Origin of the sequence: Mycobacterium sp. 20KCMC460 (assembly GCF_022179425.1) — a bacterium.
Classification (GTDB): domain Bacteria; phylum Actinomycetota; class Actinomycetes; order Mycobacteriales; family Mycobacteriaceae; genus Mycobacterium; species Mycobacterium kiyosense.
In genome coordinates, this window is the sequence record NZ_AP025524.1 from 3,920,361 (window position 1) to 3,935,787 (window position 15,427).

The 15,427-nt window shown below is 64.4% G+C and carries 12 protein-coding genes; 5 read left to right on the forward strand and 7 right to left on the reverse strand.

Going from position 1 to position 15,427, the window contains the following annotated elements; all coding sequences use genetic code 11:
* The first annotated feature begins 22 nt into the window (after positions 1–22).
* Positions 23–448 (forward strand): DUF6636 domain-containing protein, encoded by a 426-nt coding sequence (locus MKCMC460_RS18200; RefSeq protein WP_236982669.1) that lies wholly within the window; start codon positions 23–25, stop codon positions 446–448.
* A 201-nt stretch (positions 449–649) separates the two neighbouring features.
* Positions 650–2,623 (forward strand): serine/threonine-protein kinase PknD, encoded by a 1,974-nt coding sequence (locus MKCMC460_RS18205; protein WP_236982667.1) that lies wholly within the window; start codon positions 650–652, stop codon positions 2,621–2,623.
* 201 nt (positions 2,624–2,824) lie between these two features.
* On the opposite strand, the gene MKCMC460_RS18210 is transcribed toward MKCMC460_RS18205, so the two are convergent.
* A complete protein-coding gene (locus MKCMC460_RS18210) occupies positions 2,825–3,568 on the reverse strand; it encodes an HNH endonuclease family protein (protein ID WP_236982654.1) in 744 nt (247 codons plus the stop codon).
* A 316-nt stretch (positions 3,569–3,884) separates the two neighbouring features.
* Here MKCMC460_RS18210 and MKCMC460_RS18215 point away from each other — a divergent pair, with 316 nt between their 5' ends.
* Together MKCMC460_RS18215 and MKCMC460_RS18220 are read left to right on the forward strand one after the other, a co-directional pair.
* Positions 3,885–4,976 (forward strand): DUF475 domain-containing protein, encoded by a 1,092-nt coding sequence (locus tag MKCMC460_RS18215; protein WP_236982652.1) that lies wholly within the window; start codon positions 3,885–3,887, stop codon positions 4,974–4,976.
* Between the two features lie 239 nt (positions 4,977–5,215).
* Complete coding sequence (locus MKCMC460_RS18220) at positions 5,216–6,808, forward strand: serine/threonine-protein kinase (protein ID WP_238304667.1); 1,593 nt, start codon at positions 5,216–5,218, stop codon at positions 6,806–6,808.
* A 59-nt stretch (positions 6,809–6,867) separates the two neighbouring features.
* Here MKCMC460_RS18220 and MKCMC460_RS18225 read toward each other — a convergent pair whose 3' ends face one another.
* The 4 genes from MKCMC460_RS18225 to MKCMC460_RS18240 form a co-directional block, all read right to left on the reverse strand.
* Positions 6,868–7,113, reverse strand: a complete 246-nt coding sequence (locus MKCMC460_RS18225) for a hypothetical protein (RefSeq protein WP_236982648.1) — start codon at positions 7,111–7,113, stop codon at positions 6,868–6,870.
* Positions 7,114–7,410: 297 nt separating this feature from the next.
* Positions 7,411–7,767 (reverse strand): hypothetical protein, encoded by a 357-nt coding sequence (locus MKCMC460_RS18230; RefSeq protein ID WP_236982646.1) that lies wholly within the window; start codon positions 7,765–7,767, stop codon positions 7,411–7,413.
* Positions 7,764–10,172, reverse strand: coding sequence for an ATP-binding protein (locus tag MKCMC460_RS18235; RefSeq protein ID WP_236982644.1), 2,409 nt, complete (start codon positions 10,170–10,172; stop codon positions 7,764–7,766). The genes MKCMC460_RS18230 and MKCMC460_RS18235 overlap by 4 nt, the downstream gene beginning before the upstream one ends.
* Before the next feature lie 342 nt (positions 10,173–10,514).
* On the reverse strand, positions 10,515–11,963 hold the full coding sequence (locus MKCMC460_RS18240) for an ADP-ribosylglycohydrolase family protein (protein ID WP_236982642.1): 1,449 nt from the start codon (positions 11,961–11,963) through the stop codon (positions 10,515–10,517).
* Between the two features lie 112 nt (positions 11,964–12,075).
* On the opposite strand from MKCMC460_RS18240, the gene MKCMC460_RS18245 reads away from it, so the two are divergent.
* Complete coding sequence (locus MKCMC460_RS18245) at positions 12,076–12,783, forward strand: NUDIX domain-containing protein (RefSeq protein WP_236982634.1); 708 nt, start codon at positions 12,076–12,078, stop codon at positions 12,781–12,783.
* A gap of 36 nt (positions 12,784–12,819) precedes the next feature.
* On the opposite strand, the gene MKCMC460_RS18250 is transcribed toward MKCMC460_RS18245, so the two are convergent.
* Positions 12,820–13,086, reverse strand: a complete 267-nt coding sequence (locus MKCMC460_RS18250; protein WP_236982632.1) for a hypothetical protein — start codon at positions 13,084–13,086, stop codon at positions 12,820–12,822.
* An 84-nt stretch (positions 13,087–13,170) separates the two neighbouring features.
* Positions 13,171–14,823: an ATP-binding domain-containing protein gene (locus MKCMC460_RS18255; RefSeq protein ID WP_236982630.1), complete on the reverse strand. Its 1,653-nt coding sequence runs from the start codon at positions 14,821–14,823 to the stop codon at positions 13,171–13,173.
* Positions 14,824–15,427 lie beyond the last annotated feature (604 nt).

Genomic DNA, 15,427 nt, shown 5'->3' on the forward strand with positions numbered 1-15,427 from the left:
GCTGTGGCGTTACGCTCGCGGCATGCGCACCTTCAAGCTCGGGCTGGTCGCGACCGTCGGGGCGGCCGCCGCCATCGCTGTTCCGGCCGTCGCACACGCGGACTCGAAGTATTTTCAGTCGCCGTCGGGGAACATCGTCTGCATGCTCGGCGCTGACGGCGCCGCCTGCGACATCCACGAGTACACCTTCACCCCGCCGCCACCACCGGAATGTGCCCAGCACATCAAGTGGGGCAACCGATTCGCGGTGGAACCCGGTAAGCCCGGCCACGGGAGTTGCCACGGCGACACCCTGGCCATGCCCGGCGAGCCGACGCTGAACTACGGCCAGACCATCAGCGCCGGCACCATCACCTGTGCCAGTAGCGAGCAGGCGGGCATCAAGTGCACCGAGTCCGGCGGTGGGCATTTCTTCCAGGTTTCGCGGGATTCCTTTCAGCTGGGATAGCTGGGCTGGCTGGCTGGGCTGGCTGGCTGGGCTGGCGATGTCGCCGTCGCGGCGGGCAAACAGCGGTCTCGGTCGGGGCTTCCGGCGGAGGTTGGCGAACAACTGGTTAACAGCGTCTTGCGCGGACGTGGCCTAGCGGCGTGGCCGGGCATGGGAGCATGATGGTCTGGCAGTAGCTGGCGAAGATCGAAGGAGGGCTTGTTGGAGGGAACTTCGTTCGGGAAATACCGGTTGATCGAGTTGCTGGGTCGCGGCGGCATGGGCGAGGTGTGGCGGGCGTTCGACACCGCCACCGACCGGGTCGTCGCGCTCAAGATTCTGCCGTCGGAGATTTCCAATGACGAGGTTTTCCAGCAAAGGTTCCGCCGCGAAGCCCACTCGGCCGCGCGGTTGAGCAGCCCGCACCTGATCCCGATCCATACCTACGGCGAGATCGACGGACGGCTGTTCGTCGACATGCAATTGATCCAGGGGCGCGACCTGCAGACGGTGCTGAACAACGGGCCGCTGCCGCCGGAGCGCGCGGTCGCCATCATCGACCAGGTCGCCAAAGCGCTGCATGCCGCGCACCGGAACGGGCTGCTGCACCGCGACGTCAAGCCGTCCAACATCCTGCTCGACGCCGACGACTTCGCGTACCTGTTCGATTTCGGAATCGCCCGTGCAACAGACGATTTGGCGTTGACCGCGGCGGGAGACTTCGTGGGAACCTGGCACTACATGGCTCCCGAGAGGTTCAGCACCAAACCCATCGACTCGCGATCGGACATCTACTCGCTGTCGTGTGTCCTCTACGAGTGTTTGACCGCCCAGCACCCGTTTCCGGGAAACACGTTGGAGCGACAGATCACCGGGCATCTCACCAGTCCGCCGCCGCGGCCGTCGAACACCAATCCCGCTCTGCCGCCGGGGTTGGACACCGTAATCGCCAAGGGCATGGCCAAGCATCCCGGCGACCGGTATGACACCGCGGTGGATTTGGCGCGGGCTGCCCGCGAGGCGCTCACCGCACCGCCGGCCGCGCCGCCGGAACCGCCCACCCTGATGCGACCGGCCATCCCCGAACACGTTCACTACGGCGCCCGGCCCGGGAATCGTGCGCCGGTCCCGATGCCGCAGGCCCCGCCCAGGCAGACCGGCCCACACGCCACGGCACCCCAGACCGGACCACCGCGCACTGCCTTGCCGCAGCACGCGTCGCCGCAGCATGTGCACGGCCCACCGACCCTCGCCCGGCCCCTGCCGACCCTGCCGCCCACTCCCGCGCGAGAGCCGGCTCCGGCACGAGGGAGCGCGCCCACACCGTCGCGGCCGTGGTGGCGTCGCAAAGCCGCCGCCCTTTCGGTGGCCGCGTTGGTCGCCGTGGCTGCAACTGTCGCGGGCCTCGTCGTCTTCGGCAGGTCGGACTCCGCCCACGACGAGTTCCAGCAGGTGACCCTGCCGTTCACCGGACTTCGTGACCCACAGGGACTGTCGGTGGACTACGGCGGCACGGTGTACGTCGCCGACACCGAGCACAACCGGATCCTGGCGTTGCACCCCGGCTCGAAGACGCCCGACCAGCTGCCATTCGAGGGACTGAGCTTTCCCACTGGGGTGACGGCCGACCCCAACGGATCGATCTACGTCAACGACGCCGGCAACAAGCGTGTACTGGTCCTTCGCTACGGTGCGAGCGCCCCGATCACGCTGCCCTTCACCGACCTCGGCAATCCGACCGGTCTGACGGTGGACAGCAGTCGCACCGTCTACGTCACCGACACGGCCCGCAACCGTGTGGTGGCGCTGACCGACGGCTCCAACACCCAGACCGAGGTGCCCTTCACCGGCCTCAACGGCCCGACGGGTTTGGTGGTCAGCGGCAACGGTACGATCTACGTCTCCGACGGCGGAAACAATCGGATCCTGATGCTGCCGACGGACACGAAAAAGCAAGTGCCCGTACCGTTCAAGGGCCTCAAGCAGCCCGGCGGTGTCACCCTGGACAGCCAGGGCGCTGTGTACGTTACCGACAGCGGCAACAACCGCGCCCTGAAGTTACCCGCGGGGTCCTCGGACCAGATCGAGCTGCCCTTCACCGGTCTCAACTATCCCTGGGGGTTGTCCGTCGACAATCGCGGCAACATCTACGTCGGCGGCCGCAACGACCAAATCCTGGAGTTGCAGCGCAAGTAGGCCCCCCACCCTGGGCCGCGTCGAGTTTTCTTGGAGCGCAACATCTTCAGTGCATGCGCATCCGAGCTCGTCTCGGCGGGACGGCGGTCTTTTCACGAAAGCGCTATCGCCGGTGATATCAACGTTCTGCAAAGGTCATGGCTCCATGGCTCCCCTTCCGTTGTCATGGTGACGCCGCTAGTCGTCGGCTTTGCGGCAACGTCAAGGGGGGCAGGTACTTTCGGCGACAGACTTGTCCCGCTGGGTGACCGTGAGCCGATACTTGACGGCCACGCTCAGGTAGATCTCAATGAAGCGGCAGGCGAACTGCCGATTGGGCGGCAACCACTCATCTGGGCCGGAGTCCGATTTGCGCCGATTCTCGGCGCCGGAGACTGCGAGCAGATTGTCGGTGTCGTTGGCGAACAGGAGTCGCTGGTCGGCGGTCCATTGCGCGGCGCCGGCGTCCCATGCCCGGTTCAGCGCAAAGACGTGGTCGATCTCGATGTCGTCGTGCGTGGGGCCGCCGTACTCGAGCGTGGCCCCGGTGTACGGGTCGTTGAGGATGCCGCGGATCACTTTGCAGTCCCGGGTGCCGGGTTTGAAGACGACGTTGGTCAACTGTGCGGCCAGCACCCGATTGCGGGTGTCGCATCCGGTGTGTTGGGTGTCCGTCCACGCGGGCCCGAACACGCAGCCCTGGCCGGGTTTACAGCCGCGTTGGTATCCCGGGAGCTTTGGCAGGTGTTCCACGACTGGCACGGAGGTGAGAAGTTGCGCGATGTGGTGGGCCGTATCGGGTGCCGTGGTCGATGTTGCGGGCGATGGCACCGAAGACGCAGGCGCCTGAGATACGCGGGTGGACACCGCGGTGCCCGGCGGGGCGGCGGGCGCGCTGCATCCGACGGCCGTAGCCGACATCAGCGCAGCGAGGACCACGACCGCGGCGGCCATGAAACGATTCACACCGTCACTTCTATCGCGGTGCACCGACACATTTAGGTGAGCTGCGCCGCAACAGGTTCCACGTGGACCCCGGCAGATCGGTTCGAGCAACACCCACCCCGGCGAAACTCGACTTGCGCCGAGCCTCGGCAAACGCGTAGAGACTAGCCTGAGTTCCAGGGGTTCGCGAAGGAGTTCGATGAGGGGCGTCAAGACGTGAGGTGCGACGAGCGGTACGCGCACACGTGAAGGTCTCGCGCCAGCGCTCACGATTCCGCCGTCACCGTAATCACCTGCGAGCACCCCGGCTGACCCGGCCGGGTCGATAGGGGCACGCGTGGAATTGCGCATTTTCTGGCCGTCGATTGCGGTCACGATCGGTTCGCTGGTCGCCGCGTACCTCTACCGGGGAATTCACGCGCTCATCCTGTGCGCGATCCTGGGCGTGCTGGAAGTGTCGCTGTCCTTCGACAACGCGGTGATCAACGCGACGGTGCTGCGGCGAATGGACGCGTTCTGGCAGCGGATCTTCATGACCGTCGGGATCCTGGTCGCGGTGTTCGGCATGCGGATCTTTTTCCCGCTGCTGGTGGTGTGGATGACCGCGGGCCTCGCACCACGCCAGGCTATGCAGCTCGCGCTCAATCCCCCACCCAACGATGCCGCGTACTTCCCCGATGGCAGTCCCAGCTACGAAACCGCGCTGACCACAGCGCATCCGCAGATCGCCGCCTTCGGAGGCACTTTCCTGCTGTTGTTGTTCCTGGACTTCATCTTCTGTGAGCGCGAGATCACCTGGCTTTCGTGGTTGGAGCGCCCGCTTGGCAAAGCGGGCAAACGCGGCCACCTGTCCGTGGCGGCTGCGGCGCTGGCGTTGGTCCTGACCTCCGAATTCCTTTCAGACAACGAACAACGCCACTCGGTGCTGCTGTCCGGCCTGCTCGGCATGGTCGTCTACATGGTGGTCGACAGCCTGGGGTCGATGTTCGCGGTCGACGACGACGCCACCGATCCGGGCGCCGGCGGACCCTCCCAACTCGTCAAGGCATCCGGCAAGGCCGGGTTCTTCCTGTTCCTCCAGCTCGAGGTGCTGGATGCGTCGTTCTCGTTCGACGGGGTAATCGGTGCGTTCGCCATCACGGCCGATCCCATTCTGATCGCGTTGGGGCTTGGTTTCATCGGAGCGATGTTCGTCCGGTCGATCACCATTTTCCTGGTGCGTAAGGGGACCCTCTCGGAATACGTGTACCTCGAACACGGTGCGCACTGGGCGATCGGCGCGCTGGCGGTGATCTTGCTGATTTCGATCAGATTCCACGTCAACGAGATCGTGACCGGCATGATCGGAGTGGTCCTCATCGGTGCGTCATTGCTCAGCAGCATGGTGCGTAATCGTAGGAAGAGACCCGACGTAGCGGGCACTGCCTGACGGGTCGGGCGGTAGATTCAGCAAACCTGGTACCGCACGGCTCAGGTGTCACATCAGTCTCATCCGTCTCGGATCACTGTGCCCGATCATGCCGTTCTTACAGCACCTTGTCGGCGGGAGTCGCCGCACACCAGCCTTCCGACCACGCGCCGCGCGCCGCAGGTAAGCCTTTCGCGGCAAACGCCTGCCGTCTGTCGTACCCCCGTCGCATACTGACTGTCGGGAGGAAGGCGGACACGATGAAGACACTCGTGGGCGGGACGTTCGGGAAGTACGAAGTCAACCGGCTGCTCGGCAAGGGCGGCATGGGTGAGGTGTACGAGGCGTTCGATACCGACAAGCGAAGGGCTGTCGCGCTCAAGGTGCTCACCGACCAGTTCGCCGACGACGCGACGTTCCGGGAGCGGTTCCTGCGCGAGTCGCACGCGGCGGCGATTCTGCAAGAGCCGCATGTCATTCCGATTCACGACTGGGGCGAGATCGACCACACGCTTTATATCGACATGCGACTGGTGCAGGGCGAGACCCTGCACGACATCCTCGCCAAGCGGATGCTCACGCCGGAGCGGGCGGTCGAGATCATCAGCCAGGTCGCGGCGGCGCTGGATGCCGCGCACGCCAAAGCGTTGATCCACCGCGACGTCAAGCCGCAGAACATCATGGTCACGCCCGACGATTTCGCCTACCTGGTCGACTTCGGCATCGCCGAGGCGCCGGGCGAGAGCCATCTGACCATGACGGGCTACCAGGTGGGCAGCTTCGCCTACATGGCACCCGAGCGGCTCAACAGCGATGCGCCCGCCACGCCGGCCGTGGACATCTACGCACTGGCCTGCGTCCTCTACGAGACGTTGACCGGCCGTCAGCCGTTCGTCGGTACCGCCCAGCAGGTCATCGCGGCTCACCTGTCCGCGCCGCCGCCGCGACCCAGTATGGCCAGGTCGGCGGTTCCGGCGGCACTCGACGAGGTGATCGCGCGCGGGATGGCCAAGCATCCCGACGACCGCTACGGCAGCGCCGGGGCGTTGGCCCGGGCAGCCAAGCGGGCGCTGACGGCGCCGCGGCCGACCTCGGCGGCCGAGGACACGGTGTACGCCTCGCAGTACCAGCCGCCACCGCCACCGCCGCGTGATCACCAGCACTTCAACGCGCAGTTCAATTCTGCGCCAACGCTTTTAACGATGCCGCCGCAGCAGGATTCACGACGTTATCTGGTGCCAGCGTTGGTCGCGGTCGCAGCCACACTTGTAGTGGTCGTGATCGTGCTCGCGGTCGCCGTGGTCGCGAATCAGAACTCTGGTTCGGATAATCCCTCGCCTGCTGTTGCCTATCCCCCCTCGACGCAACCTGCTCTTCAGTCCACCTCTGAGACGACGGCTCAGCCGAGTTACCAGACGACGCCGCCGACGACGACGCGTTCGGTCGCGGTTCCAACGACCACCGCCGCGCAGGTTCAGGATGCCGAAGTGCAGCTGAGGCAGTACGTGAATCTCGATCGCTCGGTCGTCGCGTCGGATGCGATGAATAGGTGGGTTCCCCAGCTCAGCTCCAAGCGTCCCGGGACGATCGAAGGCGGCGTCGCGTGGGACAACGCGATGGCGCTGCGGGAGCACGAGCGGCTGCGGAGCCTGTACAACGCCAAGCTGCTGTGGTCCGGTGACTGGTCGACCTTCTCCGAGTCCAACTACTGGGTGACGATTGCGGGCTATACGTTCGGCGATGCCCAGGGCGCGTTGAGTTGGTGCAGCAGTAGAGGATTCGACCGGGATCACTGTATCGCGAAGCTGATCAGCACGACGCATCCGGTGGCGGGGAGCACGGCGTACAACTGAGTTGGCTCGGTGCCCTATCGCTCCACTCGTTCTCGGTCTCCGCCACCCAGCGTCGCTGTTCAAGGGGTTTGACCACGGATGAGTTGCAGCGTCGTTGCCGGCGCGGATTCGACCATCACATCCTCAAACTGAGCGAGCAGCGCACAGACGAAGGCTGATCGCTTCACATTGAGGTCGTTGAGCAACTCGTCCTGAGTCAGCTCACCATGAGCGCAGAGATGCTCCCATGCCCCAACAACCATCCACGCTGGGACGAGTTGGGGGCCGGTCCCCAGACGATCTGAACGGTCGGTTGCAACGAACACGCCGGAACGATCGACGGCGACGATCCTGTTTCATTCGCTTCTGGCTCAAGGTGGGAATTTCACCACCCCCCTTTTACACCGAGCAGATGCGTCCGAGCAGTGCGTTGTCGAGCTCGGCAGCACGTGAGGGTGGATGCGTCACGGCAGCTCCAGAAATCAGCAATTGTTAGATCAGCCCTCTCAGGCCTGCTCCATTCTAGGCTGTCGATGGGTAGCAATGAGAATGATTCCCCTAGATTCGCTGTGCACCAACGTATCCAGCGGACTGGCCTGCGACGAAGCTGCAGCAAAATCAATCTACGGCCCACTGTTCACTCCTTCCGGCAGCAACGAAGCGACCAGCCCGCAGAGGTGTTCCACCTCCGTCAGCGACGGCTGCATCTCGTACGCGTGCAGATGACAGGCGTTGCTAAGCCGACTCCAGGCAACGGCGGCCGCATCAGCTACTGCGGGCTCGTCGAGTGCGCGCAGCACGAGCAACTTGCTGCGCATATTCGCAGCGGGTGACACGACTCCCAGCGCACTACACCGTTGGGCCACAATGTCTTCGAGTGCCTGTCGGGCAATGAATGCAGCCATGCGCGGTGACAGCCCTCCAACGCTTCGCGTGTTCAACAGCCGCCGCGCTTGGCCGAGCAGTTCGGCCGCGCTCATCGCAGCGCTAGCACTTCCTCGACGGTGCGTTCCAGGTCGCGTGCGTCAGCCATGGACACGGTCGCCTTGTTGTGAACGGCGTTGCACAGTCGCGTCGAACGCCGTCGTTCCGGTTTCTGGTCCAGCCACTTGGTCAGATCGGCTGAGGCATCACCCAGCACCGCCAACGCCACCCGTGGAATGGTCTTCTTCGTCGCCAGCCACGCGTCCTCGCACTCCGATCGCGGACATCCGGCCAGTGACTGCTTGGTGTAATACGTTTGCTTGGCAGCCGATTCCAAAGCCATCCGGAACAGCCCCGGCAGCACGCGCGCCTTGACGTCATCGGCAAGGCCGTCGTCCTTGATCAGTGCGAACACATCGCGGACCTGACGAATGGCCGGGTTAATGTTATCGCGCACAGTCACTTTCGACTCGCTCTCGCGCACCACCTCGACCAGTCGTGCGTCGACACCGGTTTCGCGAATCACCGAGGCCAGCCGATCGTCGTGGGAGAACACGATCACCTGATGGGTCTGGGCGATCTCACCCAGCACCTGCACGAAGCCGTCGATCTTGGCGGGATCCATTGCCTGGATCGGATCGTCGAGCACAACGAACCGGAACGGGCTGGCCGCGGCAGTTGCTCGCGGCAGGAACAACGCCAGCGCGAGCGCGTGTAGCTCACCTTGGCTCATGACCGACAGCGCTTTGGTGGGTTGTCCATCCACAGATCCACTGAGCTCTGCGCGCCGGCGATTCGCGCTACCCTGCAGGGTGATCTCGCCAAGGTCGACGTTGCTTTCCTGCCTGAGCTGCGCCCATATCTTGCGTGCCTGCGCGGCAACGGGTTTCAAACGCAAATTTCGGAAAGCCTCGCCGTTCTTATTCATCCAGCTCTTAGCCGCCGTCATGGTCTTCAAGGTGTCGTCGAGCGAGCGCGCATCCTCCTCGAGCCCGACCCATCCGCCGAGCTTCGCGGCTAGCGGAGCCCAGCCACTTTCTCGATCTGTCAACGCTTCTGCAGCCTGCGAGCGCAAACTCTCAGCTGCTTCGCCGACGGCGATCAGGGCAGATTCCAGGTGGGACGCCAAGTCCACATCACCGGTGGGCGTAGCTACAGCCGCAGAAACCGCGGCGTTGTACGCCGCCAACCCGGCCAATTCGGTGGCCGGCACTTTGCTGACTTGTTCAAGGCCCACCAGCAGCCTGCGCGCGGAACTTCGCGCTTGATTGAGTTCGTTGGTCGCGGCGCGATATTCGGCCAGTGTGGACTCGGTACTAGAGACATCCGCGCGCGCCTGCGTCGCCCAGTCGCCGTCGAGCCTGCCCTTGCCGCAAACCGGGCAGTCCGTGTCGCCGGCGTGGGCGTGGAATGTTAACGCGGCCTCGAGCAGGTCGAGCCGTTGGCGAGTCGTGTCGACGACGGTGGTGGCGAGCTGCGCAACGGCCTGGGCAGCGGTACGCAAACGGCTTGCAGCGGAGTCAATCTCATCGAGCGACGGAGTTTCGAGCTGAGTCAACGCCCGAAGCGCGGGGACGACCTTGAGATCTGAATCATCGGAACCAGTCGCCAGCCCCCTTACTTCATCCAGCGGAACAGGTCGCTTCTTCAGCAGTTTCGTTGCGCGCTCAGCGCGTTCGTCGCTCGACTCGGCGAGCATGCCGAGCAGACGTTTGCGCTCGTCATCCGCCTGATCGCGTGCAGCCTTTGTGGACTTCAGTTTGGCGGCGAGCCATTTCTCGGCATCCGCGAGCACGTCCAGGCCCAACAACTTGTTCAGCGCGTCATACAACGCGGCAGGCCCGTCGTCGAATACGCGGCCGAGTTCGTCATAGGAAAGCACGGGACGCCACAGTTCTAACGGGCGAGCCCAACCCAGACCATCGGTGCCCTCCGCCCGTTGGGCCGATCCGAATTGTGTCCACGCGCTGCGCTCAGCCAGCGTTGCGTCGTCTTTCCAGTCCACGCCGAGCGTGAAGGGCCCAGTACCCTCCGCAGCGAAGTGGATCCGGATTGCGCACGGGTCGTGATGGTGCAGGTTCCGCCAGGACTCCGCCCACATCTTTTCTTTCTTCTCGTGCCAGCGATAGCTGGTTCCGGTCAGGGTCAGTTCGAGTGCTTCGGCGAAGCTGGATTTACCGGAGCCGTTGCGGCCACTGACCACCATCAGGCCCGGGGCAGGGTAGAGGTCGAGCTTCGCCTGCCGCCCAATACCGCGGAACCCCGCCACCGAGATACTCGTCAGAAATGTGGGCGACGTGCGCTGCTGGACATCTCCATTGGTTGGGTCACCGACCGTGGCCAGTGCGTCGAGCACGGCGTTCTTGATCGCATCGTCGGTCTCGGAATCGTCGGCGAGCATCTGCAGGATGACGTCCCGGGTGGACTGCTCGCTGGGCGCAGGCGCTAGCTCTTCGTGCATGACCCGATTGAACTACGGCCCGGTGACAGACGTGCCCTTTTGGTCTTAGAGAACGATTGGAATGAAAGCCCGGCTCCGTTGTCGATTCGGACTTCATTTTTGCTCCGGTTGCGGCTTCGCCTTGGCGTTCCTCAGGCGGCCTAACTTCGGTTTGAGCTACTCGATCGTCAGGATGCGCCAGACTTCAGTCCCGTCGGCGTCTGGGCCGCACTTGCACTCCCAACGCTCGGGATTTTCGGCAGTGGCAGCAGCATAAGGATGGTGGCCCAGCTCTCGATGGCGGGTGATCCACTGCTCACGAAGATCTTCATCGAAGACCCCGGTTCGCCGATCCAACCGCGCTCAGCGCTCATGGCTGCACCTCCTCAAGCGCCGCAACGCGTTCCGGAAGTCAGCGTTGGGATGCGCATTGGGCAACACCGCCGTGACATCACGCAGCGCCGTGTCGACGGCCACGCTGCGCAGGCGCGCTCCGTACAGCGCCCCGATGGTCGGGGTGCGGCTGTAGGCCCCGACGCAGTGCACCAGCACCGTGCGGCCCTCGGCCCGTAACTGCTCGACGGCGCGCACTGCGTCCAGCAGCACGTAATCCAAGTGCGGATTTTCGTCGCGACCGACCCGGTCGATCAGGCGCACCTCGACGTGCGGCATGTCGTTGCGGACGTCGTCGTCGGCCAGCAGGCACAGCGAGACAACCGCATCGACCTCCGAACGCAGCTGACGCAAGGCCCCGATCCCGCCGAGCAGGACTCGGTCGTCGTACGGGTGCCGGGCGAACGTGTCGACGGGCGAGCCCGGGTAGGTGTAGTCGAAAGTGTCTGGCTTCCCTTGGCGCTTAATCGCATTGGCGAGCTTGACCAAGCCACGCGCGTCGAGGCTCGGCCAGCCGTTGAGCAGCTGGCGCCACTCGAGCGGAACCGCGGACGCACCGTAGGCCGCCCCTAGCAGTGCTCCTGCGATCGCCGCGACGGTGTCGGTGTCATGACCCGCCCGTACCGCGGCATCGATTCCGCGGCGGAGATGGTCGGCCCGAAACACACCGGCGCCAGGGTCGTCGGCCGGCACCGGCGTGGTGCTGATGGCCGACCACGCGGCCTGCAGCGCCGACACCACCCACCCGTTATTGGCGAAGAACGACGGCGGTGCCGCCTCAGCCGCATCGAGTCGTTGTGCCCAAAGCTCATGCCGTGCGGGCTCGAGGTGGCGCAGCCCGATGCGGGCATCGAGTTCGCCGGTGAGCACCGCGTGGCGGATGGCCGCGCACCAAATGATGCAGGCTTCGCCCGCATCCGGCTCCCAGTGGGTGAGCTGGCTGATCGCTGTTGCGGCGTGCACCATCGCGTCCTCGTCGTCGATGTGGGCCAGGGCGACCGGTGCGGTGCGCATCAGCGAACCGTTGCCGCCGCTGCGGCCGGTTCGCGCATGTAGTGCCTGCGACTGGGTTCGGGCACGCTCAGCCGTGATCGCGCCATCCCGGGTGGCGGCGCGCAGAACCGAAGAAGTCTGGAGCCCAATGTCTTTGGTGTTCCTCGACCATTGCAGCCAGCGGGTGACGATCGCGTCCTGCGCGGACTCCTCGCGCAGATCTGCGCCGGTCGCGGCGACTTCTGCAATGGCGATCGCCATCGCGGTGTCGTCGGTCCACTCCCCGACCTCCCAGCCGCGGCCGCCGACCATCGCGACCTCCTTGTCGAGCCCGCGCGGTGGCCCGAATTCGTAAGGCGCACCCAGGGCGTCGCCCGCTGCCATGCCCAGCAGTGCACCTTCAAACCTGTCGTCATATGCAGCCATGGCCACCATCTCCTTCTACGCCGGTCCGATTTTACGCGCGATCCGCAATAATCATACACCATTTATTGCGCTAAGCGCTCTATATACCTGCACTGTACTCTGAGGCACCGACATGACCGATCACAAGTACATCGACTCCCACGGCAAGGCGCTGGAGGACTATCCCCAGCCGTCCGTCGCCGTGGACACCGCCGTGCTCAGCCTGGACGCCGACAACGAGTTAGTGGTTCTGCTGGTCCGTCGACCTAGCGGTCGTGGGTGGGCGCTGCCAGGAACTTTTCTCCACGACAGGGAGCGACTCGCGCATGCTGTCGACCGTTGCCTGCAGGACAAGGCCAACATCCGCGGGTTGCGGCCGCGCCAACTCCAGGTGTTTGACAAGCCGGGTCGCGACAAACGCGGCTGGGTGCTGTCGGTCGCGCATATCCAGGTCGTGCAGCCGCATCAACTGGAGTCGCGTTCGTCGGAGCGCACTACCTTGGCCCTGGCGCGCGACCCGGGGAAACTCCCCTACGACCACCCGGAGATAGTGGAGTACGCCCTGGCAGACCTGCGGGCCCGCTACGTCGATCGACCCGACCCGGACGGACTGCTCGGCGAGGAATTCACCTTGCGCGAGCTGCGCAGCGCGCATGAAGCGGTGGCCGGGCACAACCTGGACCGCGATGCATTCCGGCGCCTGATGGAGCCCCTGATCCAACCTACGGGCACTTTCGTCAACGAGGGCAGAGGTCGACCCGCTCAGAAGTTCCGGCGCGGCTCACCGCCGGCCCGACGTCGCCGGAGAGGTCAACTGACCATGCCTCGCGATACCGACTGAACCACCCGGCCCCACGCCGCATCTCCGCCGCAGTGGCTACGTACGCTTGACGCTCTTGATGGTGATGTCTTCCGCCGAACACAGCCGGCACGTCAGTGGTCGCACCTTGAGCCGGATCTTGGAGATTTGTAACGCCTTCTTGCAGAACGGGTATCGGCACCCGCAGGACAGCGTGACCCACCAGTCCGCCCGGTGCTCTGCTTCATCGCAGAACTTCTGGCAGATGCATGGGATCTCGGTGTCGAAATCCAGCGCCGACAAAATCTCGAGCTCTGGCAGTAGCGAGCTCCCCCGGACCGTCATGGTTCGAAAGGGTAAAGCTCTAGTTGAGAGTTATGGGTGAGGCGCGCGCACCGAAATCCAAAATGTCGTCGACTATGCACCCCCCTAGCTGGATGGGACACCTAGTCGGCGGGCGAGATCCGGTCCACCGACTTCGCGGATGAAGTCCGGGTCGCCGCAGACCACGAGTTGGTCGCGTGCGCGGGACAGCCCCACGTAGAGCCGTTCGCGGGAGCGCTCGAACGCCGCAGCCTCGTTGACGACGAGGACCACCGCTCGCCGCTCCAAGCCCTTGAAGCCCAGGACGTGGCCGTAGAACACCTGCTCGGCATCCCAGAAGCTGTCCCAGTAGGCGGCGTTGCCGGCAGCCTGGCGTTCCTTTTGCTCGGGATGTCGGCTGCCGGTGGTCAGCAGGGCGACGTCTTCGGGGCGCCATCCTTCCTCTAGGAGTAGCTCGACTTCGTCGTCGCCGGCGTTCAGGGCGTCCTCCCGTGTGCAGGCCACGAACTTCACGGCAGGTCCGTCGCCGCCGAGGAAGCGCATCGGGTGATCGACCAGCGGCTGGAATGCGGTGGCGATCTGTCTGGTGTTGCGCACGTTGTGGTCGAGAATCAACGGCACCAGCGGAACGGGCGGCGAGCCATGGCGGTTGAACACCCGCTGACCCTCGTCGCTGAAGACGTACAGCCCACCCGTCTCGTCGTCTTTCAGGGCGGCCAGCAGCGGGTCCCACCACGCGTCGGCGAAGTCCTGGGCTTCGTCGACGACGATCGAGTCGTAGCGGTGGCCCGGCTCCAATTGTGCTGCGAGATCAGCCATCTGCTGCGGCAGGTCGTGCTCCCAGAACTGGACGGTCTGCTCGTTGCGCAGCGATTCGTCGGGCCCCTCGGGCGCACCCCACAGGACGCCGAGGGCGTGGAACTCCCCGACGTAGGCCGGCTGCTGGCGGCGGGGCCAGGCGGCGCTGATGCGCTCGAGGTAGGACGCCAGGCCGTGGGAGTAGCAGACCAGCGCGACGCGCTGACCTTGTTGCGCGAGCCGGCGCGCCTGCTCGATGGCCAGGAAGGTCTTGCCGCTGCCGGCACCGCCGCGCACCTCGACACGATTGATGAGTCGGATGGCATCGAGGATGACGGACTGATGCCCGGTGAGCGTGTCGGCGGCGTCCTCGTGAGCCAGGGCGCGGGCCACGACGTCGCGCTGCGGCAGTCCCCTGCCGATGAGCACGGTGGTCAGCTGGCCGATCCCGTCCTGGGTGAGCAGTGGCCGATCGAGCTCTTGGCGGATGAGGATGTGGCGAAGCTGGTGGGCGAGGCTGGGTAGGTCGGTGCGGTCGAAGATCTTCCACCGCGGGCACTCCGGCAGCGAAAAGTCTTTCGGGAGCTCGGTATTGGGTAGGACGACGAAATGATCCCAGCGCAGCCGCCCCTGGGTCCATCGAGGGTCGCTCTCGACGTAGTTTCTGAGCGCGTAGCAGGCTTCGCGGGCTTGGCGGATCGGTTCGATGCGCACTTGTTTGCCGCCGCGGTATTGGCACCAACCGTCACCGTCGTGCCACACCTCACCGCCCTTGACCTCCAAGCAGGCGATGCCGGCGCCCTCGATGGCCACCACGAAGTCGACCTCGTGGTCTTTGAGATGGTCGGTGACACGCTGGTTGGCGACGACTAGGTCGTCGGGCTGCAGCTGATCGAGCAGGGTGTGATAGATGCAGCGTTCGGCGCCGTTGTTCAGGCGTGGCGTTTCGGTGGTGGTCATGTAACCCCCTTAGAAGCATCGCAGCGTACCGATTCAGTGGGCGCCATCGCACGATTGAACAACGAGAAGGTGACATTAATTCGCGAACAACAGAGTCGTTACCGGCCAATGCAGCATACGGACAGATGGCCACTATCACATCTCAGTCTTGTTGTCCCGCAATTTAGGTCGGCACATCTGATATTCAAAGAACGCTCCCAACTCGTACCAAGAGCCTTCGTCAAACACCCAACGGAGCGCTGCGAACATCTTCAAAATATGTCGGTGGTCCAAAGTAGGTTCGCCCGCAGCACGTGCGACCCAGAGTGAAAGGAGCTGTCATAGAAGCCTTGGACTTCGGTGTCCTAAATAGGGTCTTCGTCAACAATGGCGAGTTTCCGAGATTGAAGGACGAGCAGATCCGGAGCGAGACTGAGCTGCAGCGACCCTGCTCTCTGCCCTCTTCCAACATGCGACTCGCTCCCAACACATCATTCAAGTTGGGCCAGACACTCTGCGACGTGGGCAGCGAAAGCTTTCTTGCCTCTGTAGCGCTCAACATCTTCAGAGGTGTGCAGCCAACCAGAACGCTAGCCAAGATCGACACACTGAGACCGTTACGAAT

What these genes read in the sequence shown, in the direction of transcription:
- MKCMC460_RS18230 (WP_236982646.1), bottom strand. Translation starts at nt 7,767, where the DNA reads ATGAGCGCGGCCGAACTGCTCGGCCAAGCGCGGCGGCTGTTGAACACG.
- MKCMC460_RS18235 (WP_236982644.1), bottom strand. Translation starts at nt 10,172, where the DNA reads ATGCACGAAGAGCTAGCGCCTGCGCCCAGCGAGCAGTCCACCCGGGAC.
- MKCMC460_RS18245 (WP_236982634.1), top strand. Translation starts at nt 12,076, where the DNA reads ATGACCGATCACAAGTACATCGACTCCCACGGCAAGGCGCTGGAGGAC.
- MKCMC460_RS18250 (WP_236982632.1), bottom strand. Translation starts at nt 13,086, where the DNA reads ATGACGGTCCGGGGGAGCTCGCTACTGCCAGAGCTCGAGATTTTGTCG.
- MKCMC460_RS18220 (WP_238304667.1), top strand. Translation starts at nt 5,216, where the DNA reads ATGAAGACACTCGTGGGCGGGACGTTCGGGAAGTACGAAGTCAACCGG.
- MKCMC460_RS18200 (WP_236982669.1), top strand. Translation starts at nt 23, where the DNA reads ATGCGCACCTTCAAGCTCGGGCTGGTCGCGACCGTCGGGGCGGCCGCC.
- MKCMC460_RS18255 (WP_236982630.1), bottom strand. Translation starts at nt 14,823, where the DNA reads ATGACCACCACCGAAACGCCACGCCTGAACAACGGCGCCGAACGCTGC.
- MKCMC460_RS18240 (WP_236982642.1), bottom strand. Translation starts at nt 11,963, where the DNA reads ATGGCTGCATATGACGACAGGTTTGAAGGTGCACTGCTGGGCATGGCA.